This window comes from Achromobacter sp. MFA1 R4 (genome assembly GCF_900156745.1).
Taxonomy (GTDB): Bacteria; Pseudomonadota; Gammaproteobacteria; order Burkholderiales; family Burkholderiaceae_B; genus Achromobacter.
Genome location: NZ_LT707065.1, coordinates 2975603 through 3000126, shown reverse-complemented (window position 1 = coordinate 3000126; position 24524 = coordinate 2975603). Strand labels below are relative to the sequence as shown.

Genomic DNA, 24524 nt, shown 5'->3' with positions numbered 1-24524 from the left:
CCACCCGGAGCATCACGATGAATCCCCCGCCCCCCCTGCGCGACCAGATCCGCCTGCCCGTCATCGGCGCCCCCATGTTCCTGGTCTCGGGGCCGCAACTGGTGGTGGCGCAGTGTGCGGCGGGCATCATCGGCACGTTTCCGTCGCTCAATGCGCGGCCGCAGGAACAGTTGCACGAGTGGATCACGCAGATCGAGGACGGCCTGGCGGCCAGCCGGCGCGCGGCCCCGTCCACGATGGTGGCGCCCTACGGCGTGAACCTGATCATCCACCCCAGCAACCCGCGCTGGCAGGGCGACCTGGCCATCTGCGCGGAACGCCGGGTGCCGCTGCTGATCACGTCGCTGCACGCACCGGAAGCCGTGGTGCAGGCGGCGCACGCCTATGGCGGCCTTGTCTATCACGACGTCACGAACGTGCGCCATGCGAAGCGGGCGCTGGAGGCCGGCGCGGATGGATTGATCCTGGTGGCGGCCGGCGCGGGCGGCCATGCGGGACAGATCAATCCGATCGCGCTGGTGAATGAAATCCGGGCGTTCTATGACGGGCCCTTGGCGCTGTCCGGCTGCATCAGCCACGGCAAGGACATTCTTGCGGCGCAGGTGCTGGGTTGCGACTTCGCGTACATGGGCACGCGGTTCATCGCGACGCAGGAGTCGCTGGCGGGGGACGACTACCGCGAAATGGTGCTGGCGGCGCAGGCCGCGGATGTGACCTATACGCCCTATTTTTCCGGCGTGCCGGCGAATTATCTGTCGGCGAGCATCCGGTCCGCGGGACTGGACCCGGTGGCGCTGGCGGCCAACGGCGTTGCGCCGCCCCCGAACATGGACAAGAACTCGCGGCCGAAGGCCTGGAAGGATGTGTGGAGCGCCGGGCAGGGCGTTGGCGCGGCGCAGGAGATCCTGGCGGTGGGGGAGTTGGTGGAGCAGTTGGCGCAGGAGTATCGGGGGGCTCGGGAGGCGATGCTGCGGGGGGATTTTGATGGTTGATGGAGGCTTCGGGCCTGAGGCCTGAGGACTGAGGCCTGAGGACTGGGACTTGGGACTGGGACTGGGACTGGGACTTGGGACTGGGACTTGGGACTGGGACTGGGACTGGGACTGGGACTTGGGACTTGGGACTGGGACTGGGACTTGGGACTGGGACTTGGGACTGGGACTTGGGACTGGGACTTGGGACGGGTAAGTTGGGTTCTTTAGACGCCCGGCGCGGCGTGGGCCTGGGGTGAGCGGGGCTCCGGTTGCGGTCCGGAGCCTTCGCTCCGGACTGCCCTAGGCGGGCCCCCCCATCCTCATCCTCGTCCTCGCCTTCGGCGACTCCTTCGGATTCCGTCGGGCGCACCTGAACGCCCCGCCCACCCCAGGCCCACGCCACACCGGGCTTTGGTGGTTTCAGCTTTGCGGGCGCTGGGGCGGGTGGGGTTCTTTAGGTTCTTGCCTGCGTTGGTTGGGTGTTGGAACGTCTTGCGGGGCCCGCCCCCGGCCGGCCGCGCGGGCGGCCTTTGGGGGCTTACGCGAGGGCTTGCGTCGGAGCTATGACGCTTCGCGCTCGCGGGTGCGTCTCTAGGTGTCTGACACCCTCGTGAGATCCGCTACATACCTAGTGCACCTCTCGCGGGTGTCAGACACCGGCTTGGCCGGCAATAGCATCTCACGGGTGTCAGACACCGGCTTGGCCGGCAATGGCATCGTTTCGATGCAATAGTCGGCGCCGCGCCTCGTGGCGGCTTCCAGGATGCGTGGACACCGGTAAACTGCGCGGTCATGCGGCGCGGCGCCAGTCGGTGGCCGGGGGTGCGCATCATCTGGAGAGCATTGCATCATGATTCGTCATCTGGTCCTTTCAGCGTCTCTGGCGATTGCCGGCAGCGCGGCGGCCGCGCCGTCGTTCAATTGTGCCAAGGCCGCGACGCCGGTTGAAAAGTCCATCTGCGGCAATTCGGTGCTGGCGAACCAGGACGCGGCGATCGCGCAGCAGTACAAGGCCGTGCGCGGTGCGCTGGATGCGGAGGCGGCCAAGGCGCTGAATGCCGATCAAAAGTACTTTCTGAGCGTGCGCGACAATGCCTACGCGGAGCCCTACTCGCAAACCACGCCGTTCAAGGCGCTCAGCGACACCATGCGTTACCGGCTGGAATTCCTGAAGGCCATCAATCCGAAGCCGGCCCCTGGCTTCGTGGGCAAGTGGAAGAACATCGAAGGCGAGATCGAGATCACGCAGAACGCGCATGGCGAGTTGCTGGTGGCCGCCAATTCGGCGCAGCCGTACAACGGGCGCTGGGTCTGCGATTTGAGCGGCAAGGCGGTCGAGTCCGGGGACACGCTGACGGTGACCTATCAGGACGGTGCGCCGTGGACGCTGACGCTGACGCGTCGCGGCGCGGTGCTGGTGGCGCGTGAAACGCCGCCGGCCGGCGCGAAGGAAGAGGGCTTTGGTCCGCCCTTCTGCGGGATGAACGGCAGCTTTTACGGCGACTGGTTCGCCGTGCGCTGACTGCCGCCCCCCTTCCCTGTCGACGCTCCCGTGGCCTGAGCCGCGATCCCCCACGCAGTCCGGTCACTCCAGCTTGATGTTCGCGGTCTTGATCAGATCGCGCCACTTCACGATCTCGTCCCGCACGAACGCCCCGAACTGCTCCGGCGTACCGGGCTTGGGCTCCGCGCCCGCCGCGATCATCGCCTTGGCCGTGCCCGCGTCCGACAAGACCTTGACCATGTCCGCGTTGATGCGTTTGACGATGTCGGGCGGCGTGCCTTTCGGGGCCATCACGCCGCTCCAGGAATAGGCCTCGTAGCCCGGCAGGCCCGATTCCGCGATGGTCGGGATGTCGGGCACCATGCTGGATCGCGTCGGATTGCCGACGCCCAGCGCGCGGATCTTGCCGCCTTTCAGGTGGGGCACCGCCGACGGGCCATCGGCGAACATGACCTGGACCTGGCCGCCCAGGAGGTCCTGCATGGCCGGTGCGCTGCCGCGGTAGGGCACGTGCTGGATGCGCACGCCCGCCATGGCGTTGAAGAGTTCGCCGGCCAGATGCGTGCCGCCGCCGGTGCCGGACGACCCAAAGGAGAGTTTGCCGGGGTTCTGCTTCGCGTAGGCGATCAGTTCGCCGACCGTTTTCACCGGCAGCGAGGCATTGACGACGAGGATGATGGGAAATACCGCCGCCATGCCCACGGGCACGAAATCGGTGGTGATGTCGTAGCTGAGGTTGGTGCGCAGGCTGGGCAGCACGGCGTGGTGGATGGACGCGAAAAAGAAGTTGTAGCCGTCGGGTTCGGCCTTGGCGGCGAACTGGGCGCCGACGATGCCGCCCGCGCCGGATTTGTTGTCGACGACCGTGGGCACGGACCACATCTGGCCCAGGGGCTGCGTCGTGAATCGCGCGGTGGTGTCGACCGGGCCGCCCGCGGGAAAGGGAACGATGAAGGTCACGGCGTGGCCCGGCCAGGTGGCGGCGCGGGCCCAGGAAGGAAGCATGGCGGCGCCGCATGCGGCGCCCAGCCCCGCGAGGACGCGGCGGCGGTCTTGATTGGTCACGGCAGTCTCCTGAGTCTTGTTCTGGTCGCGATCGGGCATGGAGCGCTGCCGCCCGCCGCTGTTTTTTATTATTTGCCGAATGCAGGAAGCCGCCGCTACGTATTTGCAAAAGCCCCTCTTTCGCGCGGCGCGGAAGTCCGGTTGCCGGACACCCCGTTTTTCACCATGGCCGCGCAACAGGCCGCTACCGCGCACGGCCTAGGACATACGGGCCAGGGGAACCCCCGACAAGGCGGCGGGCGCCTTGCGAAAGGCCGCGCGCCTACTGCCCGCGCGCCGCGCGCTGCACGTGGCCGATGAAGCATTCAGCGAAGCTGGGCAGGTCGCGGCCGCGCTGGCGGCACAGCAGGCGGTCGCGCAAGGCCCAGGGATCGTCGAGCTTGAGCACGTGCAGGGCGTCGGGTCGGCTGTAGCGCGCGGCGCAGGCGCGCGGCACGACGGCGATGCCGGCCCCGGCCTCGACCATGCGGCACACGGCCTCGAAGCTGCCCACGTGCACACGCTGGCAGAGGCGCTTGCCCAGGCCGCTGGCGATGTCTTCCAGGAAGGTCTGGATGGCGCTGTCAGGATGGATGCCGACGAACTGATAGGCATCCACCAGGTCCGCGAAATGCGCGGTCTTCTGGGCAGCCAGCGGATGGTCCAGCGCGGTCACCACGGTGAGTTCGTCGCGGAACAGCGGCGTGACGTCCAGGCCCTCGACGTCGATGTTGCCCGCGACGAGGCCCAGGTCCCCCGCCCCCGCGCGGATCGCGATGACGATGTCGCCGGAGATCTTTTCTTCCAGCTCGACGTCGACGTCCGGGTTCTCGGACAGGAACGTCGACAGCGCGTCGGCCAGGAAGGAATTGGTGGCGGTGGTGTTGGCCAGCAGCCTGAGCCGGCCCTTCAGGCCGCTTGCATAGGGCTGCAGGTCGGCGTTCAGGCATTCGAGCTGGCGGAAGACGGCGTTGGCGTGCTTGAGCAGCACCTCGCCGGCCGGCGTCAGCGCCACCCCCGTGGCCATGCGCACCAGCAGCCGGGCCTTGAACGCCTCTTCCATGTGCTTGACCCGCGCGCTTGCCGCCGGCAGGGACAGAAACGTGCGCTCCGCCGCACGGGTCAGATTGAGTGTTTCTCCCACGTTCAAGAACAAACGCAGGTCAGTCAGATCATGTCTCATGTTCCACCACGCAGAAGGGGGGCATTTCTAATTTTGAATTCTTCGAATGCCGTGTCGAATCTACCATGAGGCATGCCCATGAACCAGACGGGTTGATGCGGAACTGTTTTCCACACACGGCGTGCGCGCCGCAGCACAGGAGTCAGATGCAATGAGCGGCTTGGTATCCGGAAAAGTGGTGATCGTGACGGGCGCGGGCGGCGGCATCGGCCGCAGCGTCGCGCTGGCGATGGCGCAGGCGGGCGCCAAGGTCGTGGTGAACGACATCGGCGTGTCGCTCGCGGGCGAAGGCGGCGCGGACGGTCCCGCGCAGGCCGTGGTCAAGGAGATCGCCGAAGCGGGCGGCGCCGCGGTGGCCAACACCGACAGCGTGGCCGCGTACGACAGCGCCAGCCGCGTGGTGCAGACCGCCATCGACGCCTTTGGCCGCATCGACGCGGTGATCAACAACGCGGGCAACCTGCGCGACCGCGTTTTCCACAAGATGAGCGAAGAAGAATGGCGCCAGGTGATCGACGTGCACCTGAACGGCTCGTTCTACATGAGCCGCGCGGCGGCGCCCTACTTCCGCGAGCAGGAGTCCGGCGCGTTCGTGCACATGACGTCCACGTCGGGGCTGATCGGCAACTTCGGCCAGGCCAATTACGCGGCCGCCAAGCTGGGCATCGTGGCGCTGTCCAAGTCCATCGCGCTGGACATGGCGCGCTACAACGTGCGGTCCAACTGCATCGCACCGTTTGCCTGGAGCCGCATGACCAGCTCCATCCCCGCAGAAACAGACGAAGAGAAGGCGCGCGTCGAAAAGCTCAAGAAGATGGAAGCCGGCAAGGTGGCCCCCATGGCGGTGTTTCTGGCCAGCGACGCGGCCAGCGAAATCACGGCGCAGATCTTCGCCGTGCGCGCCAACGAGATCATGCTGATGAGCCAGCCGCGCCCGCTGCGCACCGTGCACCACGCGGAAGGCTGGACGCCGGAGCGCATCGCCGAGATCGCGGCGCCCGCCATGCGCAAGCACTTCTACGCGTTGGAGCGTTCGCCCGACGTGATCGACTGGGATCCCATCTGAGGCCGCCACATGCCGTTGGACTATGCAACCGTGAAGGACTGGCGTTTCGACGACGTGCGCCAGCGCTACGACCAGAAGGACACGATGCTGTATGCGCTGGGCATCGGCCTGGGGCAAGACCCCGAAGACACGGGCCAGCTTCGCTACGTGTACGAAAAAGACCTGCGCGCGTTTCCGACGATGAGCGTGATCCTGGGCTATCCGGGCTTCTGGGTCAGCGACCCGCGCTCCACCGTCGACTGGGTGAAGGTCGTGCACGGCGAACAGCGGCTGACGCTGCATGCGCCGCTGCCCGTGGCGGGCGTGGTCATCGGCCGCACCCGCAACACGCATGTCATCGACAAGGGCGCGGACAAGGGCGCCATCATCGTCAGCGAACGCACGCTGCACGATGAAGACGGCGCGTGCCTGGCCACGCTGCGCAGCAGCACGTTCTGCCGCGGCGATGGCGGCTTCGGCGATGGCGACGCCAGCCCCGAGCCGCTGCCCGCCGCCCCCGACGGGGATCCCGAACTGCGCTGCGAATTGCGCATCCCGCCCAGCGCGGCGCTGCTGTACCGCCTGAACGCCGACCGCAACCCGCTGCACGCCGATCCGGACGTCGCGCGCCAGGCCGGCTATCCGCGTCCCATCCTGCATGGCCTGTGCTCGTACGGCGTCGCCGCGCACGCGCTCGTCAAGACGTTCTGCGACTACGACGCGACGCGGCTCACCAGCCTGAACACACGATTTTCGGCGCCCGTGTATCCCGGCGAAACGCTGCAATGCGACATGTGGCGCCTGCCTGACGGCCAGATCCGCTTCATCGTCCGCGCCAAAGAGCGCGGCGTCGTGGTCATGAGCCACGGCACCGCGACGGTGCAATCATGAGCCGCCCGCCGCCGCTCGATGGCATCCGCGTGCTGGACCTGTCGCGCATCCTGGCCGGCCCGTGGTGCACGCAGAACCTGGCCGACCTGGGCGCCGACGTCATCAAGATCGAACGGCCGCGCGTGGGCGACGACACCCGCGCCTGGGGACCGCCCTACCTGAAGGACGGCAACGGCCAGGACACCGATGAATCGGCCTATTACCTCAGCGCCAACCGCAACAAGCGTTCGGTCGAGGCCGACATGGCCACGCCCGAAGGCGCCGCGCTGATCCGCGAGCTGGCCGCGGTCAGCGACATTCTGGTCGAGAACTTCAAGGTGGGCGGCCTGGCCAAGTACGGGCTGGACTACCAGAGCCTGAAAGCGGTCAATCCGCGCCTCATTTATTGCTCGGTCACCGGCTTCGGCCAGGACGGGCCCTTTGCGCAGCGCCCCGGCTACGACTTCATGATCCAGGGCATGGGCGGGCTGATGAGCATCACGGGCGAACGCGACGACCTGCCCGGCGGCGGACCGCAGAAGGCGGGCGTGGCCGTCACCGACATCGTCACCGGCATGTACGCCACCGTGGCGGTGCTGGCGGCCCTGCAGGAGCGCCATCGCAGCGGCCAGGGCCAGCACCTGGACATCGCGCTGCTGGACAGCCACGTGGCGCTGCTGGCCAACCAGAACTCCAACTACTTCAATTCGGGCGTCGCGCCCACGCGCGCCGGCAATGCGCACCAGAACGTGGTGCCCTACCAGGTGTTCGGCGCCAGCGACGGGCACCTGATCGTGGCCACGGGCAACGAATCGCAATATCGCGCCTACTGCCGCGCCATCGGCGTGCCGGAACTGGGCGACGACCCGCGCTTTGCCACCAACCGGCTGCGCGTCACCAACCGCGTCGAACTGATCGGCATCCTGACAGCGATCATGCGCGAAGGCCGCCGCGACGACTGGATCGCCAAGCTGGAGGCCGTGGGCGTGCCCTGCGGACCGATCAACGACATCGCCCAGGCGTTCGCGCACCCGCAGGCGCAGGCGCGCCAGTTGCGGCGCGACATGCCGCATCCGGCCGGCGGCGTGGCGCCGGTGACGGCCAGCCCGTTGCGGTTTTCGGATTCGCCCGTGGTGTACCGGCGCGCGCCGCCGCTGCTGGGCGAGCACACCGAGGAAGTGCTGCGCGACGTGCTGGGCAAATCCGCGCAGGCGATTGCGGCGTTCAAGAGTGGCGCATAGGCGTAACGGGGCGTGGAGGCCCGATCACGCCTTTGCGGCGACGGGAAGCCGGAACGGGGCGCCCAGCCGATTGAACGCATTCATGGCCGCGATCGTGATCGTGAGGTCGACCAGGTCTTTGGGCTCGAACGCGGCCGAGGCGGCGGCATAGGCTTCGTCCGAGGCATGGGTTTCGCTCACCCGCGTCACTTCCTCCGCCCAGGCAAGCGCCGCTCGTTCCTGGTCGGAGAACAGGTGAGGCACCTCGTCCCATACCGGCAACAGCGTGATCTTGTCGACCGACATGGTTTTCCGGAGGTCGCGGCTGTGCAGGTCGATGCAGTGCGCGCAGCCATTGATCTGCGAGACGCGGAGAAAAACGAGATGAACGAGTTCCTGCGGCAGGTTCGTTCGTGTCGTGACGTAGTGGTAGACGCCAAAGAGGGCCTTCGCGCCTTCGGGGGCAATCTCTTGCCAGTTCATGCGGGTCATTTCAGTCCTTTGCGTTCGTCGAAAGTGAACACCGCCACCTTACCTGCCGGCGACCTGTCGAAACAGGTCCAAGAATCGGCGTATTGACTGAGCCAAGATCCGCGCGGGAACGCCCAAAAAATTGGCCGCTGTCTCCAGCGGCCAATTCCTCTGCACTTAGGACCTAGGACTTAGGACTTAGGCAACGGCAACCGGGATCTTCCCGATCTTCGCCTGCCATTCCTTCGGTCCGGTCGTATGGACCGACGTGCCCTGGGCGTCGACCGCCACGGTCACCGGCATGTCTTTCACGTCGAACTCATAGATGGCTTCCATGCCCAGGTCGGCAAAGCCGAGCACCTTGGCGCCGCGGATCGCCTTGGACACCAGGTAGGCCGCGCCGCCCACGGCCATCAGGTAGGCCGAGCCGTGCTTCTTGATGGCGTCGATGGCGACCGGGCCGCGCTCGGACTTGCCGATCATCGCGATCAGGCCGGTCTTGTCCAGCATCATGTCGGTGAACTTGTCCATGCGGGTCGCGGTGGTGGGGCCGGCGGGGCCGACCACTTCGTCGCGCACCGGATCGACCGGGCCCACGTAGTAGATGACGCGGTTGGTGAAGTCCACGGGCAGTTGCTCGCCCTTGGCCAGCATGTCCTGGATGCGCTTGTGCGCGGCGTCGCGGCCGGTGAGCATCTTGCCCGACAGCAGCAGGGTCTGGCCCGGCTTCCAGCTGGCGACTTCTTCGCGGGTCAGGGTGTTCAGGTCGACCTGCTTGGACTTGTTGTAGTCGGGCGCCCAGTGCACTTCCGGCCATTCGGACAGCGACGGCGGGTCCAGGCGCGCGGGGCCCGAGCCGTCCAGCTCGAAGTGCGCATGGCGGGTGGCCGCGCAGTTCGGGATCATGGCGACGGGCTTGGATGCCGCGTGCGTGGGGAACGTGTTGATCTTGACGTCCAGCACGGTCGTCAGGCCGCCCAGGCCCTGCGCGCCAATGCCCAGCGCGTTGACCTTTTCGTACAGTTCGATGCGCAGCTCTTCCAGCTTGTTCTGCGGGCCGCGGGCCAGCAGTTCGTACATGTCGATGTCTTCCATCAGCGACTGCTTGGCCATCAGCATGGCCTTTTCAGCCGTGCCGCCAACGCCGATGCCCAGCATGCCGGGCGGGCACCAGCCGGCGCCCATCGACGGAACGGTCTTGAGCACCCAGTCCACCAGCGAATCGCTGGGGTTCAGCATGGCGAACTTGGTCTTGTTTTCGGAGCCGCCGCCCTTCGAGGCGATCTGCACGTCGACTTTGTCGCCCTGGACAAGTTCGACGTGCAGGATACAGGGCGTGTTGTCGCGCGTGTTCTTGCGCGCGAACAGCGGGTCGTCCAGCACCGAGGCGCGCAGCGGATTGTCCGGGTTCAGGTAGCCGCGGCGCACGCCTTCGTCGCACAGTTCCTGCAGGGTGCGCTTGGTGTCGAAGCGCACGCTCATGCCGATCTTCAGGAAGACGTTGACGATGCCGGTGTCCTGGCACAAGGGGCGCTTGCCCTCGGCGCACATGCGCGAGTTGGTCAGGATCTGCGCCATCGCATCGCGCGCGGCCGGGCTTTCCTCGCGCTCGTAGGCGCGCGCCAGGTGGCGGATGTAATCGACGGGGTGGTAATAGCTGATGAACTGGATCCCGTCGGCGATCGACTGGATGAAGTCTTCTTCTTTAATGATGACGGACATGGCGATTTGCAGGTCTGGAGGGAAAACGTGAAAGCGCGGCGGGCGTTGGCGGCCCGCCGCGCGAGGTAAACGCTATTTTTGCCGTGGCCCCGCCTGAAGGCAAATGGGGTTGCCGGGGACAGGTTCCGGCGCTGCGGCGTGGCGCTTCGAATTCAATTCACTTGCCTTGCCACACGGGCTTGCGCTTTTCGGCAAAGGCGGTGGCGCCTTCCTTGGCGTCGGCCGACGTGAAAATGTGCGCGATGAGCGGACGCTGGCGGTCGAACATGCCTTCCTGGTCCCAGTCGCCCGCCTGCGCGACGATGCTCTTGGCGGTCTGGACAGCCAGGGGGCCGTTCTCGACGATGGCGCGGGCCAGTTCCAGCGCGCCGGCCAGGGCGCCGCCGGGCTCGGTCAGGCGGTTGACCAGGCCGAAGGCGTGGGCGCGCTCGGCGCTCAGCATTTCGCCGGTCAGGATGACTTCCATGGCGATGTGGTACGGCAGGCGGCGCGGCAGGCGCAGCAGGCCGCCGGCGCCGGCCACCAGGCCGCGCTTGACTTCGGGCAGGCCGAACTTGGCGTTGCTGGCGGCCACGATCAGGTCGGAGGCCAGGGCCATTTCGCAGCCGCCGGCCAGGGCATAGCCTTCAACCGCCGCGATCAGCGGCTTCTTGGGGGGACGCTCGTTCAGGCCGGCGAAGCCGCGGCCGTCCACGTAGGGGCGCTGGCCCGACGCGGCGAACGCCTTCAGGTCCATGCCCGACGAGAACGTGCCGCCGCCCCCGGTCAGGATGCCGATGCGCACATCGTCACGGCTGTCCAGCTGGTCCAGCGCGGCGGCCATGGCCACGGCGGTTTCCAGGTTGATGGCGTTCTTGGCCTCGGGACGGTTGATCGTGATGATCTGGATGCCGTCGGTGACTTCCACCGTGATCAGGTCGGACATGGGACTGCTCCTTTTTCGCGAATTTCTCGGAATCGGGTTCCGGGTTTTATATAAGACTCAGGCTCAACCCGGAATCATACGACCATTGGGCGGCGGGCGCTGCCGCCCCGGGCCGATCAGTATATTCACCAGCCCGCAGCGCTCCGTCCCCGAGCCGCGGGGCGCGTGGCGCCTGCATGGCGGCGAGCTGCGCGGGCGCGGCGCGACTACGGCGGCCCCGCGCCCGGCGGGCCGCCCCGTTCAATATAGTTACCACCCCCGCGCCGGCGTGAAACAACGGCCTGGGCCGCTCTTATAGTGGCCTTCATCCGCAACGCTTCAGCCACGAAGAGCCTTTCATGTCAGCCACCCGCCATCTGAATTACATCAAAGCCCCCGCCGCCCGCGCCGAGGACAGCGCCAGCGCCATCGAGGACACGGTGCGAGAAATCATCGCGCAGGTCCGCGCCCGCGGCGACGCCGCGGTCCGCGAGTACTCGCTGAAATTCGACGGCAAGGACACGCCGGCCCTGGAGGTGTCCATGGAGGCGCGTCTCCAAGCCGTCGCCGACCTGGACGACCAGACGCGCAAGGACACCGAATTCGCCATCGCACGCGTCCGGGCCTTTGCCGAGGCCCAGCTGGCCACGGTGCTGCCCCTGGAGATCGAAACGCTGCCCGGGCTGCACCTGGGGCATCGCGTCATTCCGGTGCAACGCATCGGCGCCTATGTCCCCGGCGGGCGTTATCCGATCCTGTCGGCGCCGGTCATGACGATCGTGCCCGCCAAGGTCGCCGGCTGCGACGAGGTCATCGCCTGCCTGCCGCCCGGCGCCCACCCCGCCATGATCGCGGGCTGCCACCTGTCCGGCGCGGACCGCATTTTCCTGGTCGGCGGCGCGCAGGCCATCGCCGCCATGGCGTGCGGCACGGAATCCATTCCCGCCGTGGACAAGATCGTCGGCCCCGGCAACGCCTATGTCAACGAAGCGAAGCGCCAGGTGTTCGGCGAAGTCGGCATCGACCAGCTTGCCGGGCCCAGCGAGATCTTCGTGGTGGCGGACGACAGCGGCGACGCGGACATGATCGCGACGGACCTGCTGGCGCAGGCCGAGCACGACGTGCGCACGCGGGTGGGCCTGATCACGACCAGCGAGCGGCTGGCCCGCGAGACGCTGAGCGCCGTGGAGCGCCAGCTCCAGGACTTGCCCACCGCCCCCGTGGCGGCCCGCGCCTGGGCCGACTACGGCGAGATCGTGCTGTGCGCCGACGAGGCCGCCATGCTGGCCTATTCGGACCACGTGGCCGCCGAGCACCTGCAGGTCCATACGCGCGATCCGCACGCCACGGCCGGCCAGCTGCGCAACTACGGATCGCTGTTCATCGGCACGCAGGCCAGCGTCGTGTATTCCGACAAATGCTGCGGCACCAACCATACGCTGCCCACGATGCGGGCCGGCCGCTACACCGGCGGCCTGTGGGTGGGCTCGTTCCTGAAGATCTGCACCCACCAATGGCTGGATGCGCGAGGCGTGGCTGCCGTTGCGCCGCCGGCCGAACGCCAGAGCCGCACCGAAGGCATGGAAGGCCACCGCCGCGCCGCCGCGCTGCGCATGGGCTGAGCCCGTCCTGCCGCCGGACCGGGACCGTCCGGCGGCCAATCCAACGAATCGTCCACAAGGGGAAAAAAATGAAACTTGGCATCATCATCAGCGCGCTGGCGATCGCCGGCGCAAGCCTGGCGGCGCCCGTCCAGGCGCAGCAACCCTATCCGACGCGCCCCATCAAGCTCGTCGTGCCGTTCCCGCCGGGCGGCACGACGGACGTCCTGGCCCGCACCATCGCCGACCCGCTGGGCAAGCTGCTGAAGCAGACCGTCGTCGTGGAAAACCGCAACGGCGCGGCGGGGCGCATCGGCAGCGAGTACGTCATCCGCGCCGATCCGGACGGCTATACGCTGGGCATCGCCACGGTCAGCTCGCACGCGGTGACCCCGGTTGTCTACGACAACATCTCGTACGACGTCACGCGCGACCTGGCGCCGATCACCAAGCTCGCGTCGGTGCCTAACGTCCTGACCATCGGGCCGAAGGTGCCGGCGACGGACATGGCGTCCTTCATCAAGCTGCTCAAGGAAAAGCCCAACGTCTACACCTACGGGTCCGCCGGCACCGGTTCCGAGGCCAACATGATGGGCGAGCTGTTCAAGCTGAGCACCGGCACCGAGATGATGCACGTGCCCTACCGCGGCTCCAGTCCCGCGCTGCAGGACGCGCTGGGCGGCCAGATCGCGGCGGTGTTCGACAACCTGCCTTCCTCGCTGCCGTTCATCCGCAGCGGCGACCTGAAGGCGCTGGCGGTCGCCTACCCGCAGCGCATCGACGCGCTGCCCGACGTGCCGACCTTCGCCGAAGCCGGCCTGCCCGACGTCAACGATGCGTCGTGGTTCGGGCTGGTGGCGCCCCGGGACACCCCGCCAGCCGTGGTGGAGCAGATCTACCAGGCGGTCGCCCAGGTGCTGGCCATGCCCGACGTGAAGGAAAAGCTGGCGGGATTTTCCGCCGTGCCGGTGGGCAATCCGCCCGCCGAGTTCGCCGCGCAGCTCAAGGCCGAGATCGACAAGCAACGGGCGACGGCCAAGCGCGCCCACATCAGCCTGAAGTAGATTCCCGTCACGCAGTCCGACGCCGGAGGCCCAGACATGCCCGCCCGCTATCGCATCCTGGTCGCGCAGCTATTCCAGGAAACCCACGGATTCACCCCGGTGAATACGCCCCTGTCCGCCTTCGAGATCGAACGCGGCCGGGCCATGCTGACGGCCAATGCCGGCGCCGACTCGGTGCTGGGCGGCATCCTGCGCACCTTGAAGGCGCGCGGCTGCGAGACCGTCCCCACGCTCGCGGCGCGGGCGCGGCCGGGAGGCCGGGTCGACGACGCCGCCTACGCCCTGCTGCGCGAAGGCGTCCTGGACGGCGCACGGGCGGGCGGCTTCGACGCGATCGCGCTGTGCCTGCACGGCTGCATGCAGACCGTGGGACTGGACAGCGCCGAAGCCGACCTGCTCGCGGCGCTGCGCGCCCTCGTCGGGCCCGACATGCCCATCGTCGCCGGGTTCGACCTGCATGCCCACGCCGTCCCCGCCCTGCTCCGCCAACTGGATTTCGCCTCGGCCTACAAGACCAACCCGCATGCGGATGCCGCCGAGACCGGCACGCGGGTGGCCACACAGCTTCTGCACATGCTGGACACGGGCGAACGGCCCGCGGGCGTCAGCGTCCTGGTGCCCATGCTGACGCGCGGCAACGACGAGACGTCACAGGGGCCGTTGGCCGCGCTGCACGCGCGGGCGCGGGCGGCCGTGCAGGCAGACGCGGCCCTGCTGGATGTCTCCCTTTTCAACGTCAATCCGTTCATCGACGGCGAGGGCGTGGGGCAGACCGTCCTGGTCTATGCGCGCACCGCGGACGGGCTTGCCCAGGCCCGCACGCTGGCCGCCGCGCTGGCCCGCGATCTGTGGGAAGGGCGCGACGCGTACGTCCACGACCTGCCGGACATCGACGCGCTGCTCGCGGGCCATGCGGGCACGGGGCGAAAACTCATCGTCGGCGACTTCGGCGACCGCGTGCTGGCCGGCGGGCCGGGCGACAGCCTGCACGCGCTGCAGCGGGCGCTCGCCCTGACCCCGGGACGCATCGCCGCCATCGTGACGGATCCCGCCGCGCTGCGCGCCTGCGAGCAGGCCGGGGCAGGCGCTCTGGTCCAACTGCGGGCCGGCGGACTGTATAGCGTGGATTGCCCGCCGATGCTGGTGTCGGGCCGCGTCACCGCGCTGGGCAGCGGCGTCTTTCGCAACCGCGGCGCGTTCATGCGCGGCGCCACGCTGCGGCTGGGGCCGTATGCCGTGTTGCGCAACGAGCGCTACGACCTGCTGATCACCCAGGATGCCGTCATGTCGCAGGATCCCGGCTGCTACCTGGATGCCGGCGTCGATCTGGACGCGGTGGACATGATCGTGGCCAAGTCCGGCTACCACTTCAAGCTGGCCTTTGCCGACATGGGAGACTGTGCCTGCGCCGAGACGCCAGGGCTGACCGGCTACCACCCCGAACGCCTGCCCTTCGACAAGGCCAGGCCGCTCTACCCCCTGGACTCGCCGGCATACCGTCCCCAAATAACCGAACTGCGGGTTCCCCAAGCAGCGCCGGACTGAGCGCCGCCCCGTGTATCCTGCAATCCGGAAAGAACGCCGGACCGGCCGGCCCGCAGGAGGAGACACGATGCCGAGAATCGGCGCAGACATCAGGGAATTACGCCGCCGCCGCGGCTTGGGCATACGCGAGGTGGCGCAGCGCTCGGGCGTGTCCCACGCCTCCATCTCGCTGATCGAGCGCGACAAGATCAGCCCGTCGCTCGACACCCTGGCGGCCGTGCTGGACGCCCTGGGCACCACCATCGTGGGATTTTTCTCGAACAGCAGGCTGCTGGTGGCGGAATCGCCCTTCTACGCGCCGGAGGACCTGCCGGAAATCGGCAATCCCAACGCCATTTCCTACCGGATGATAGGCAGCCGCTTCGCCAACCGCGCCATGCTCATGATGCAGGAGCGCTATCAGCCCGGGGCCGACTCCGGCGAATTCTTCAGCCATCCGGCCCAGGAAGCCGGGCTGGTGCTGTCCGGGGCGGTGGAAGTCACCGTCGGCGACAAGACCCGGGTGCTCCAGGCGGGCGACTCCTACTACTTCGACAGCCGGGTTCCGCATCGCTTTCGCAACGTCCACGACGGCCCCAGCGAAATCGTCAGCGCGGTCACCCCGCCGACCTATTAGCCCCGTTCGGGACGCGCCGCCCGGCGCCAGTTAAAATGCCAGGTTTCCCACGCGCAGGGCAGCCCTTGCCTGGCGGCCGAATTCCAAGAATCCTATGCTCACCTTTCAGCAAATCATCCTTACGCTCCAGGAATACTGGGACAAGCAGGGTTGCGCCCTGCTGCAGCCCTACGACATGGAAGTCGGCGCCGGCACCTCGCACACCGCCACGTTCCTGCGCGCGATCGGTCCGGAGCCCTGGCGCGCGGCCTATGTGCAGCCCTCGCGCCGGCCCAAGGATGGCCGCTACGGCGAAAACCCCAACCGCCTGCAGCATTACTACCAATATCAGGTGGTGCTCAAGCCCGCGCCCCCCGAAATCCTGGATCTGTACATCGGTTCGCTGAAGGCGCTGGGCATCGATCCCGCGCAGCACGACATCCGCTTCGTCGAGGACGACTGGGAAAACCCCACGCTCGGCGCCTGGGGCCTGGGCTGGGAAGTCTGGCTGAACGGCATGGAAGTCACGCAGTTCACGTACTTCCAGCAGGTCGGCGGCCTGGACTGCACGCCCACCACCGGTGAAATCACCTACGGCCTGGAACGCCTGGCCATGTACCTGCAGGACGTGCAGAGCGTCTACGACCTGGTCTGGACCGAAGGCGCCAACGGCAATCGCGTGCTGTACCGCGACGTGTTCCACCAGAACGAAGTCGAGCAGTCCACCTACAACTTCGAGCATTCGTCGGCCGAGATGCTGTTCTCGCATTTCAACGACTACGAAGCCGAGGCCAAGCGCCTGATGGACGTGCCGCTGGCGCTGCCCGCCTACGAGGCCGCGCTCAAGGCCGCGCACACCTTCAACATGCTGGACGCGCGCGGCGCGATCAGCGTGACCGAACGTGCCGCCTACATCGGCCGCATCCGCAACCTGTCGCGCGCCGTCGCGCAGGCCTACTACGATTCCCGCGAACGACTGGGCTTTCCCATGCTGGGCCGCGACAAGGCCGCCGGGGAGGCTGCATAAATGACGACGAACATCCGCCCGCTGCTGGTCGAACTGCTGACCGAAGAACTCCCGCCCAAGGCCCTGCAAAAGCTCGGCCAGGCCTTTGCCGAAGGCGTGCGCGCCACGCTGGACCGCCACGGCCTGCTGGCCGACGGCTGCGCCGTGACCGCGTATTCGACGCCGCGCCGCCTGGCCGTGCACCTGTCGGCCGTGCTGGCCCAGGCGCCCGACCAGGCCTACGCCGAAAAGCTGATGCCCGTGAAGATCGGCCTCACTGAAGACGGCAAGGCCACGCCCGCGCTGCAGAAGAAGCTGGCCGCCAAGGGCCTGGAAAACATCGACGTATCCACGCTGGACCGCGAATCCGACGGCAAGCAGGACTACCTGGTCGCGCGCGGCACCGCCGCGGGCGCCCAACTGGCCGCCGGCCTGCAGGAAGGGATCGACGCCGCCATCGACGGCCTGCCCATCCCCAAGGTCATGCGCTACCAGTTGGCCGACGGCGTCACCACCGTCAAGTTCGTGCGCCCGGCGCACGGCCTGATCGCCCTGTTCGGCGCGGACGTGGTGCCGGTGTCGGCGCTGGGCCTGACCGCCGGCCGCGACACCCTGGGCCATCGCTTCATGAGCCAGGGCGCCGTGTCCATCGCCGATGCCGACGCCTACGCCGCCACGCTGGCCGAAAAGGGCCGCGTCGTGGCCTCGTTCGAGACCCGCCGCGACGAGATCCAGCGCCAGCTGCAGCAGGAAGCGACCCGCCTGTCGGCCACCCTGGGCGACGACCCCGAAGTGGCCGCGCTGCTGGACGAAGTGACCGCGCTGGTCGAGCACCCCACGGTCTACGTGGGCCAGTTCGAGGAACAGTTCCTGCAAGTGCCGCAGGAGTGCCTGATCCTGACCATGCGGCTGAACCAGAAGTACTTCCCGCTGTTCGATCCGGCCACCGGCCGCCTGACGCACCGCTTCCTGATCGTGAGCAACATGCGCACGGACAATCCGGTGAACATCGTCGAAGGCAACCAGCGCGTGGTGCGTCCCCGCCTGGCCGACGCGCAGTTCTTCTTTGAAACCGACCGCAAGACGCCGCTGGCCGCGCGCGTCGAGCAGTTGGGCTCCATCGTCTACCACAACAAGCTGGGCACCCAGCTCGAACGCGTGGAGCGCGTGCGCGCCATCGCGCGCGGCATCGCCGGCCAGATCGGCGGCGACCAATCCGCCGCCGACCGGGCCGCCATGCTGGCCAAGGCCGACCTGGGCTCGAACATGGTGGGCGAATTCCCCGAGCTGCAAGGCATCATGGGCGCCTACTACGCCGCCGGCGACGGCGAGCCCGCCAGCGTCGTCGAGGCCCTGCGCAGCCAGTACCGCAACCGTTACGACGCGCCGGTGACGCAGGACACGCTGACTGCCGCGACGCTGTTCATCGCCGAACGCGTGGAAACGCTGGTCGGCATCTGGGCGATCGGCCTGGCCCCCACCGGCGAGCGCGACCCCTTCGGCCTGCGCCGCGCCGCGCTGGGCCTGATCAGCGCCTTCGAACAACTGGCCGCGGGCGGCTGGCTGAAGATCAGCCAGGACGGTCCGCTGAGCCTGGACGGCCTGCTGGCGTTGGCCGCGGGCACGTTCCCCGAGGGCAAGATCCCGGCCGGCACGCTCCCCGAGGTCCGCGCCTTCATCTACGAACGCTACCGCAACCAGCTCATCAACGACTTCGACCGCAATGCCGTCGAGGCCGTGATCGCGCTGACCCCGCCGCTGCACCAGGTGGCCGAGCGCGTGCGCGCCGCCGCGGCCTTTGCGCAGTTGCCCGAGGCCGCCAGCCTGGCCGCCGCCAACAAGCGCATCGGCAACCTGCTCAAGAAGGCCGAAGGCGAGATCGGCGCGGTGAACGACGCGGCGCTGGTGGAACCGGCTGAAAAGGCCCTGGCCGCCGCCGTGGCGGCCCTGCGTCCCAAGGCCGAGGCGCAACTGGCCGCGGGCGACTTCGCCGGCAGCCTGTCCACGCTGGCCCAGGCACGCGAACCCGTGGACGCCTTCTTCGCGGACGTCATGGTCATGGCCGACGACCCCGCCGTACGCGCCAACCGGCTGGCCCTGCTCGGCCAGCTTCATGGCCTGATGAACCAGGTCGCCGACATTTCCAGGCTCGCACAGTGAAGCTCATCATTCTCGATCGCGACGGCGTCATCAATCAGGACAGCGACGCCTTCGTCAAGACGCCCGACGAGTGGATCGCCCTGCCGGGCAGTCTGCAGGCCATTGCGCGGCTCACGCAGGCCGGATGGAAAGTGGTGCTTGCCACCAACCAGTCGGGCCTGGCGCGCGGCCTCTTCGACATGGACACGCTGACGGCCATCCACACCAAGATGCGACGCGAGCTCGCCGCCGTGGGCGGTAGCATCGACGCCATCTTCATGTGCCCGCACGGCCCCGACGACGACTGCGCCTGCCGCAAGCCGCGCCCGGGCATGTTCGAGCAGATCGGTCACCGCTACGACGTCGACCTGGCCGGCGTGCCGGCGGTGGGCGATTCGCTGCGCGACCTGCAGGCCTCGTCCGCGGCCGGCTGCTCGCCCTGGCTGGTGCTGACGGGCAACGGCGCCAAGACGCTCGCCAAGGGCGGCCTGCCCGACAACGCGCGCGTCTGCGACGACCTGTCGGCCGTGGTCGACACCCTGCTGCAGGACGCGTGACCCGATGGCCCGGCTCCGTTCGCTGCTGTATTTCCTGTTCCTGTCCGTCACGGTCATCCCCTACGCCTTCGCCTGCATCCTGTGGGCGCCGCTGCCGCTGCACTGGCGCTACAAGCTGACGGTCGGCTGGCCCCGGCTGGCCATCTGGGGCGCCAAGGTCATCTGCGGCATCCGCTGGCAGGTCAAGGGCTGGGAAAACCTGCCCGACGGCCCGGCGGTGCTGCTGTCCAAGCACCAGTCGGCCTGGGAAACCCTGTTCTTTCCGGCCTACATGCCGCGCGAGGTCTGCTTCGTCTACAAGAAAGAGCTGCACATGGTGCCGTTCTTCGGCTGGGGCCTGGCGCTCCTGCGCATGATCGCCATCGACCGCGCCAAGGGCCGCGACGCCTTCGAGCAGGTGGTCAAACAGGGCCAGACCCGCCTGGACGAAGGCCGCTGGCCGCTGCTGTTTCCCGAAGGCACGCGCGTGGCGCCGGGCAAGACAGGACGCTTCAAGATGGGCGGCGCCCTGCTGGCGTCGCGCACCGGCGCGGCGGTCATTCCCATCGCGCACAACGCGGGCGAATGCTGGCGGCGCAACGCCTTCGTCAAGCAGCCCGGGCTGATTACCCTGTCGATCGGTCCCGCGATAGAATCCAAGGGTCTCTCCCCCGAAGAACTGAACCAGAAGGTGCAGGACTGGATCGAAGGGGAAATGCGGCGTCTCAACCCAGAAAGGTATGCCCAGCACTGATCAGCTCGAACTCCTGTTCGACTCGCAGGAACACGACGCGCCCACGGGCGCGCCGCCGCTGATCGCCGCGCCGACGCCGCCGGCCGCGCCCCGGCCGCCGGCTTCCGGACCCGGCGCCCCTCGGCCGGTCCCACCCGCCAACCTGTTTCCCGACGCCGCCTCGGCCCCCGCGCCCGCGGGCGAACCGCTGCTGACGCCGTCGCCCAACGCGACGGCGCGCGTGCCCACGCCCTGCCCCAATCCGCTGCCGCCCGGCGCGCGCTGGCGCGAGGTGCCCACCGAGCAGCAGCTCATCGGTTTTGTCCTGTTGCGCTCGCGGCGCCGCAGCATCGGCTTCGTGATCACCGACGACGGCCTGCGCGTCACCGCCCCCAACTGGGTGACGCTGACGCAGATCGACGACGCGGTGCGCGAGAAATCGCGCTGGATCCTGACCAAGCTGCGCGAATGGCACGCCCGCAAGCAGCAGCTCGCCATGGCGCACACCCGCTGGCAGGCCGGCGGCGAGCTGCCCTACCTGGGCCGGCGCATCATCATCGGCGTGGGCGGCGACAGCCGCCAGGCCAGCCTGTCCGGCGACGCCGAGGCGCCGCAGGACGGCGACACCCTCTGGCTGGCGCTGCCGTCCCATGCCGACCAGGGACGCATCCGCGACGCGGCGCAAGCCTGGCTGCAACAGCGCGCGGGCGCCTGGTTCGGCGCGCGCCTGGCGCATTTCCTGCAGGTCAGCGGGTTGAAGATCCGCCGCTGGCGCCTGTCGTCGGCCGCCACCCGCTGGGGCTCGTGCACCAGCGACGGCAACATCATGCTGAACTGGCGCCTGATCCATTTCGCGCCCGCCATCATCGACTACGTCATTGCGCACGAGCTTGCCCATTTGCGCGAGATGAACCACAGTCAGGATTTCTGGCGCGAAGTGGGCCAGATCCTGCCCGATTTCGAAGACGCCAAGGCCATCCTGCGGCGTCACGATCCCGCTTCGCTGCCCCAGTTCTGAGGCCCGGGGCGCCCCAGCGCCCCTGTTCCCCCAACCCCTCACCGCTTAAGGAATCCTCCCATGCGTCTGCTCCACACCATGCTGCGCGTCGGCAACCTCGACAAGTCCATCGACTTCTACACCAACGTGCTGGGCATGCGGCTGCTGCGCCGCAACGACTACCCGGACGGCAAGTTCACGCTGGCCTTCGTGGGCTACCAGGACGAAGCCGACGGCGCGGTCATCGAACTGACCCACAACTGGGACACCGACAAATACGACCTGGGCAACGGCTACGGCCACATCGCCCTGGAAGTCGACAACGCCTACGAAGCCTGTGACAAGGTCAAGGAACGCGGCGGCAAGGTCACCCGCGAGGCCGGCCCGATGAAGCACGGCAAGACGGTCATCGCCTTCGTGGAAGATCCCGACGGCTACAAGATCGAGTTCATCCAGAAGAAAGACCGCCAGGACTGACCGGGACGCCCGCCATGATCCATCCCATCCTGAAAATGGGCGACCCGCGGCTGCTGCGCGTGGCGACGCCGGTCGAGCGCTTCGACACCCCGGAACTGCACGCCCTGATCGACGACATGTTCGAGACCATGGCGGCCGCGCAGGGCGTGGGGCTGGCCGCGCCGCAGATCGGCGTGGACCTGCAACTGGTGATCTTCGGGTTCGACCGCAACGACCGCTATCCCGACGCGCCGCCGGTGCCGCAGACCATCCTGTGCAATCCGGTCATCACGCCGCTCTCGGACGAGATGGAAGACGGCTGGGAAGGCTGCCTGTCGGTGCCGGGCCTGCGCGGGCTGGTGCCGCGCTACCGCCACATCCGCTACAGCGGCCGCGACCCGTACGGCCAGGTGATCGAACGGGAAGCCGAAGGCTTTCACGCGCGGGTCGTGCAGCACGAGTGCGACCACCTGATCGGCCGCCTGTATCCGTCCCGCATCCAGGATTTCAGCAAGTTCGGGTTCACTGAAATCCTGTTTCCGGGCATGGATCCCAATCAGGACGACTAGACGTTGTCGCCGGGTTCCGGCGCGGCCGGGGGATGCTCCCCCTGCTGCCCGCCGGCCGGCGCCCCGCCGCCTTGGGGCGTCCGCGCTTGCGGCATCGGTGCATCCGGCGTCGTTGCATCCGGCGTCAGTTCCTGCGGCGCGAAATCATCCACCTGCAACACCCGCAGCACCGTCGCTTCGGCGGCCTCGAGCTGCGCCGCCTGCGCGTCCGTGATCGCCCCGCGCTGATGGGCCTGGCGCCAGTCGCGCACATTGGACTGGCGCAGGCGGTCGCGGATAGGCTGCACCGCGTCGGCCAGCGCGAACGCGCGGGTCAGGAGGCCCAGCGGATCGTCGCCCGGCTCGCGCTGCAGGTCAGCCGCCAGGCGCGCGTGGGTCGGCGACGGCTTGAGCAGCAGCTCGGCGCATTCCCGCGTGAGCGCGTCGCCCGGCCCCTTGGCCAGGCGCACGGGCAGGATGGCCGCGCGCAAGCCCCAGGACAGCAGCTTGACCGGCAGGTTGCGCAGCACCTGGTCCATGCTGTGTTCGATGCTTGCATAGCCGCGTTCCATGCACCACCGCACCAGCGGCAGGTCATCGTGCTTGCGGCCTTCGTCTTCCCAGCGCTTGAGCACGGCGGACAGCAGATAGAGTTCGGACAGAATGTCGCCCAGGCGCGCGGAGATCATCTCGCGGCGCTTCAGCCCGCCACCCAACTGGGCCAGCGTGGCATCGGCCAGCAGCGCGAAGCCCGCGGCATAGCGTCCAAGCCGGCGGTAGTGGACGGCCACCGGCCCGGAGGCCGGCGCGGGCGCCAGCAGGCCGCCCGTCCAGGCGCGGCCGATAGCGCGCAGCGCGTTCAGGCCGGCGTGGCGCAGATGGCGCCAGAAGACATCGTGGAAGACCTCGATGCCGCGTTCCTCGTCCGGATTGCCCAAGGCCAGGATTTCCGGCATCAGGTAGGGATGGGCGCGGATGGCGCCCTGCCCGAAGATGATGAGGTTGCGCGTCAGGATGTTGGCGCCCTCGACCGTGATGGCGATGGGCACGGCGCGGTACAGCGCCCCCAGGTAATTGCTGGGGCCGTCCATGACGGCGCGGCCGGCGTGCACGTCCATGGCGTCGTTCACCGAGACCCGCATGCGTTCGGTGGCGTGGTATTTCATGATGCCCGAGACGACCGCGGGCTTGACGCCCTGGTTGAGCGCGGCGCAGGTCAGCCGGCGCGCGGCCTCGACCAGATACGCGTTGCCGGCCAGGCTGGCCAGCCGTTCCTGCACGCCCTCGAACTTGCCGATCGGAATGCCGAACTGTTCGCGCACCCGGGCGTACATGCCCGTGGTGTGCGCGCACATCGACGTGGCGGCGGCCGACAGCGATGGCAGCGAAATGCCGCGCCCGGCGGCCAGCGCGCCCATCAGCATCTGCCAGCCCTGCCCGGCGCGTTCGACGCCGCCGATCAGCGCATCCAGGGGCACGAAGACGTCGCGCCCTGAATTGGGCCCGTTCTGGAAGACCTGCATCGCCGGCAGATGCCGGCGGCCGATTTCCACGCCCGGCGCGTCGGTGGGCACCAGCGCCACCGAGATGCCGATCTCCCTGGCGCCGCCCAGGATGCCGTCGGGGTCGGACATCTTGAACGCCAGGCCGAGCACCGTCGCCACCGGCCCCAGCGTGATGTAGCGCTTGTGCCAGTTGAGCCGGATGCCGATGAGTTCGCGGCCGTCCACGATCTGGCGGCACACGATGCCGGTATCGACCATGGAGGCTGCGTCGGAGCCGGCTTCGGGGCTGGTGAGGCCGAAACACGGCACCTCGCGGCCATCGGCCAGCCGGGGTAGCCAGTAATCGCGCTGGGCGGGCGTGCCGAACTGCATGAGCAGCTCGCCGGGCCCCAGCGAGTTGGGCACCATGACCGTCACGCCCGCGGTGATGGAGTAGGCGGAAATGCGCCGGACCACCTCGGAGTGCGCATAGGGCGAGAACCCCAGGCCGCCGTGGCGCCGCGGAATGATCATGCCGAAGAAGCGTTGCGACTTGAGGAATTCCCAGACCTGCGGCGGCAGGTCGCGCCGGTTCCAGGTGATGTCCCATTCATCCAGCATGGCGCACAGTTCGCGCACGGGACCGTCGATGAAGCGTTGTTCGTCCGGCGTCAGCGTGGCGGGCGGGACGCTCAGCAGCTTGCGCCAGTCGGGGTTGCCGGTGAACAGATCGGCGTCCCACCAGCTGTCCCCGGCTTCGATGGCTTCGCGTTCGGTGGCCGACATGGCGGGCATCGCGTTGCGCGCCCAGCGGTATGCGGGTTCCGAAATGCGGCGCCGGCGCCAGGCGTTGAAATCCATGAATCCCCCTTGTATTCGCGAC

At 68.2% G+C, this 24524-nt stretch carries 22 protein-coding genes; 16 read left to right on the top strand and 6 right to left on the bottom strand.

The window, feature by feature from the left end; translation table 11 throughout:
• Positions 1-17: 17 nt before the first annotated feature.
• Entirely contained in the window at positions 18-992 is a 975-nt protein-coding gene (locus tag BXA00_RS13575) for a nitronate monooxygenase family protein (protein ID WP_076518960.1), read from the top strand.
• Positions 993-1824: 832 nt separating this feature from the next.
• Complete coding sequence (locus BXA00_RS13570; protein WP_076518959.1) at positions 1825-2496, top strand: lysozyme inhibitor LprI family protein; 672 nt, start codon at positions 1825-1827, stop codon at positions 2494-2496.
• Positions 2497-2559: 63 nt separating this feature from the next.
• On the opposite strand, the gene BXA00_RS13565 is transcribed toward BXA00_RS13570, so the two are convergent.
• Positions 2560-3582 carry a tripartite tricarboxylate transporter substrate binding protein gene (locus BXA00_RS13565; RefSeq protein ID WP_076518958.1) on the bottom strand — a complete coding sequence of 341 codons (1023 nt, stop codon included), beginning with the start codon at positions 3580-3582 and terminating at the stop codon, positions 2560-2562.
• Positions 3583-3805: 223 nt separating this feature from the next.
• Complete coding sequence (locus BXA00_RS13560) at positions 3806-4705, bottom strand: LysR family transcriptional regulator (protein WP_076518957.1); 900 nt, start codon at positions 4703-4705, stop codon at positions 3806-3808.
• Between the two features lie 151 nt (positions 4706-4856).
• On the opposite strand from BXA00_RS13560, the gene BXA00_RS13555 reads away from it, so the two are divergent.
• From BXA00_RS13555 to BXA00_RS13545, 3 genes are read left to right on the top strand one after another with little or no spacing between them, the layout of a single operon-like run.
• Positions 4857-5771 (top strand): SDR family NAD(P)-dependent oxidoreductase, encoded by a 915-nt coding sequence (locus BXA00_RS13555; protein ID WP_076518956.1) that lies wholly within the window; start codon positions 4857-4859, stop codon positions 5769-5771.
• Positions 5772-5780: 9 nt separating this feature from the next.
• Positions 5781-6641, top strand: a complete 861-nt coding sequence (locus tag BXA00_RS13550) for a MaoC/PaaZ C-terminal domain-containing protein (RefSeq protein ID WP_076518955.1) — start codon at positions 5781-5783, stop codon at positions 6639-6641.
• Positions 6638-7861: a CaiB/BaiF CoA-transferase family protein gene (locus tag BXA00_RS13545; protein WP_076518954.1), complete on the top strand. Its 1224-nt coding sequence runs from the start codon at positions 6638-6640 to the stop codon at positions 7859-7861. Before BXA00_RS13550 ends, BXA00_RS13545 begins: the two co-directional genes overlap by 4 nt.
• A gap of 24 nt (positions 7862-7885) precedes the next feature.
• Here BXA00_RS13545 and BXA00_RS13540 read toward each other — a convergent pair whose 3' ends face one another.
• The 3 genes from BXA00_RS13540 to BXA00_RS13530 all read right to left on the bottom strand — a co-directional run bounded on the left by BXA00_RS13540 (position 7886) and on the right by BXA00_RS13530 (position 10958).
• Positions 7886-8332 carry a carboxymuconolactone decarboxylase family protein gene (locus BXA00_RS13540; protein WP_076518953.1) on the bottom strand — a complete coding sequence of 149 codons (447 nt, stop codon included), beginning with the start codon at positions 8330-8332 and terminating at the stop codon, positions 7886-7888.
• A 177-nt stretch (positions 8333-8509) separates the two neighbouring features.
• Entirely contained in the window at positions 8510-10033 is a 1524-nt protein-coding gene (locus BXA00_RS13535; RefSeq protein WP_076518952.1) for a fumarate hydratase, read from the bottom strand.
• Between the two features lie 157 nt (positions 10034-10190).
• The gene (locus tag BXA00_RS13530) at positions 10191-10958 is read right to left on the bottom strand and encodes a crotonase/enoyl-CoA hydratase family protein (protein WP_076518951.1); all 768 of its coding nucleotides are present in this window, start codon (positions 10956-10958) and stop codon (positions 10191-10193) included.
• 338 nt (positions 10959-11296) lie between these two features.
• On the opposite strand from BXA00_RS13530, the gene hisD reads away from it, so the two are divergent.
• From hisD to def, 11 genes are all read left to right on the top strand, one after another.
• On the top strand, positions 11297-12559 hold the full coding sequence (gene hisD, locus BXA00_RS13525) for a histidinol dehydrogenase (RefSeq protein ID WP_076518950.1): 1263 nt from the start codon (positions 11297-11299) through the stop codon (positions 12557-12559).
• Between the two features lie 68 nt (positions 12560-12627).
• The gene (locus BXA00_RS13520; RefSeq protein ID WP_076518949.1) at positions 12628-13602 is read left to right on the top strand and encodes a tripartite tricarboxylate transporter substrate binding protein; all 975 of its coding nucleotides are present in this window, start codon (positions 12628-12630) and stop codon (positions 13600-13602) included.
• 36 nt (positions 13603-13638) lie between these two features.
• Positions 13639-15147: a M81 family metallopeptidase gene (locus tag BXA00_RS13515; protein WP_076518948.1), complete on the top strand. Its 1509-nt coding sequence runs from the start codon at positions 13639-13641 to the stop codon at positions 15145-15147.
• 67 nt (positions 15148-15214) lie between these two features.
• The gene (locus BXA00_RS13510) at positions 15215-15763 is read left to right on the top strand and encodes a cupin domain-containing protein (protein WP_076518947.1); all 549 of its coding nucleotides are present in this window, start codon (positions 15215-15217) and stop codon (positions 15761-15763) included.
• Positions 15764-15857: 94 nt separating this feature from the next.
• Complete coding sequence (gene glyQ / locus BXA00_RS13505; protein WP_059371532.1) at positions 15858-16769, top strand: glycine--tRNA ligase subunit alpha; 912 nt, start codon at positions 15858-15860, stop codon at positions 16767-16769.
• Positions 16770-18908 carry a glycine--tRNA ligase subunit beta gene (gene glyS, locus BXA00_RS13500; protein WP_076518946.1) on the top strand — a complete coding sequence of 713 codons (2139 nt, stop codon included), beginning with the start codon at positions 16770-16772 and terminating at the stop codon, positions 18906-18908.
• The gene (gmhB, locus tag BXA00_RS13495; RefSeq protein ID WP_076518945.1) at positions 18905-19444 is read left to right on the top strand and encodes a D-glycero-beta-D-manno-heptose 1,7-bisphosphate 7-phosphatase; all 540 of its coding nucleotides are present in this window, start codon (positions 18905-18907) and stop codon (positions 19442-19444) included. The genes glyS and gmhB overlap by 4 nt, the downstream gene beginning before the upstream one ends.
• A 4-nt stretch (positions 19445-19448) precedes the next feature.
• Complete coding sequence (locus BXA00_RS13490; protein WP_076518944.1) at positions 19449-20177, top strand: 1-acyl-sn-glycerol-3-phosphate acyltransferase; 729 nt, start codon at positions 19449-19451, stop codon at positions 20175-20177.
• Positions 20164-21174 (top strand): M48 family metallopeptidase, encoded by a 1011-nt coding sequence (locus BXA00_RS13485; RefSeq protein WP_156902796.1) that lies wholly within the window; start codon positions 20164-20166, stop codon positions 21172-21174. Before BXA00_RS13490 ends, BXA00_RS13485 begins: the two co-directional genes overlap by 14 nt.
• A 60-nt stretch (positions 21175-21234) precedes the next feature.
• Complete coding sequence (gloA, locus tag BXA00_RS13480) at positions 21235-21630, top strand: lactoylglutathione lyase (protein ID WP_056320907.1); 396 nt, start codon at positions 21235-21237, stop codon at positions 21628-21630.
• A gap of 14 nt (positions 21631-21644) precedes the next feature.
• Entirely contained in the window at positions 21645-22178 is a 534-nt protein-coding gene (gene def / locus BXA00_RS13475) for a peptide deformylase (RefSeq protein WP_076518943.1), read from the top strand.
• Here def and BXA00_RS13470 read toward each other — a convergent pair.
• On the bottom strand, positions 22175-24502 hold the full coding sequence (locus BXA00_RS13470) for an acyl-CoA dehydrogenase (RefSeq protein ID WP_156902795.1): 2328 nt from the start codon (positions 24500-24502) through the stop codon (positions 22175-22177). The two genes, def and BXA00_RS13470, sit on opposite strands and share 4 nt — an antisense overlap.
• Positions 24503-24524 lie beyond the last annotated feature (22 nt).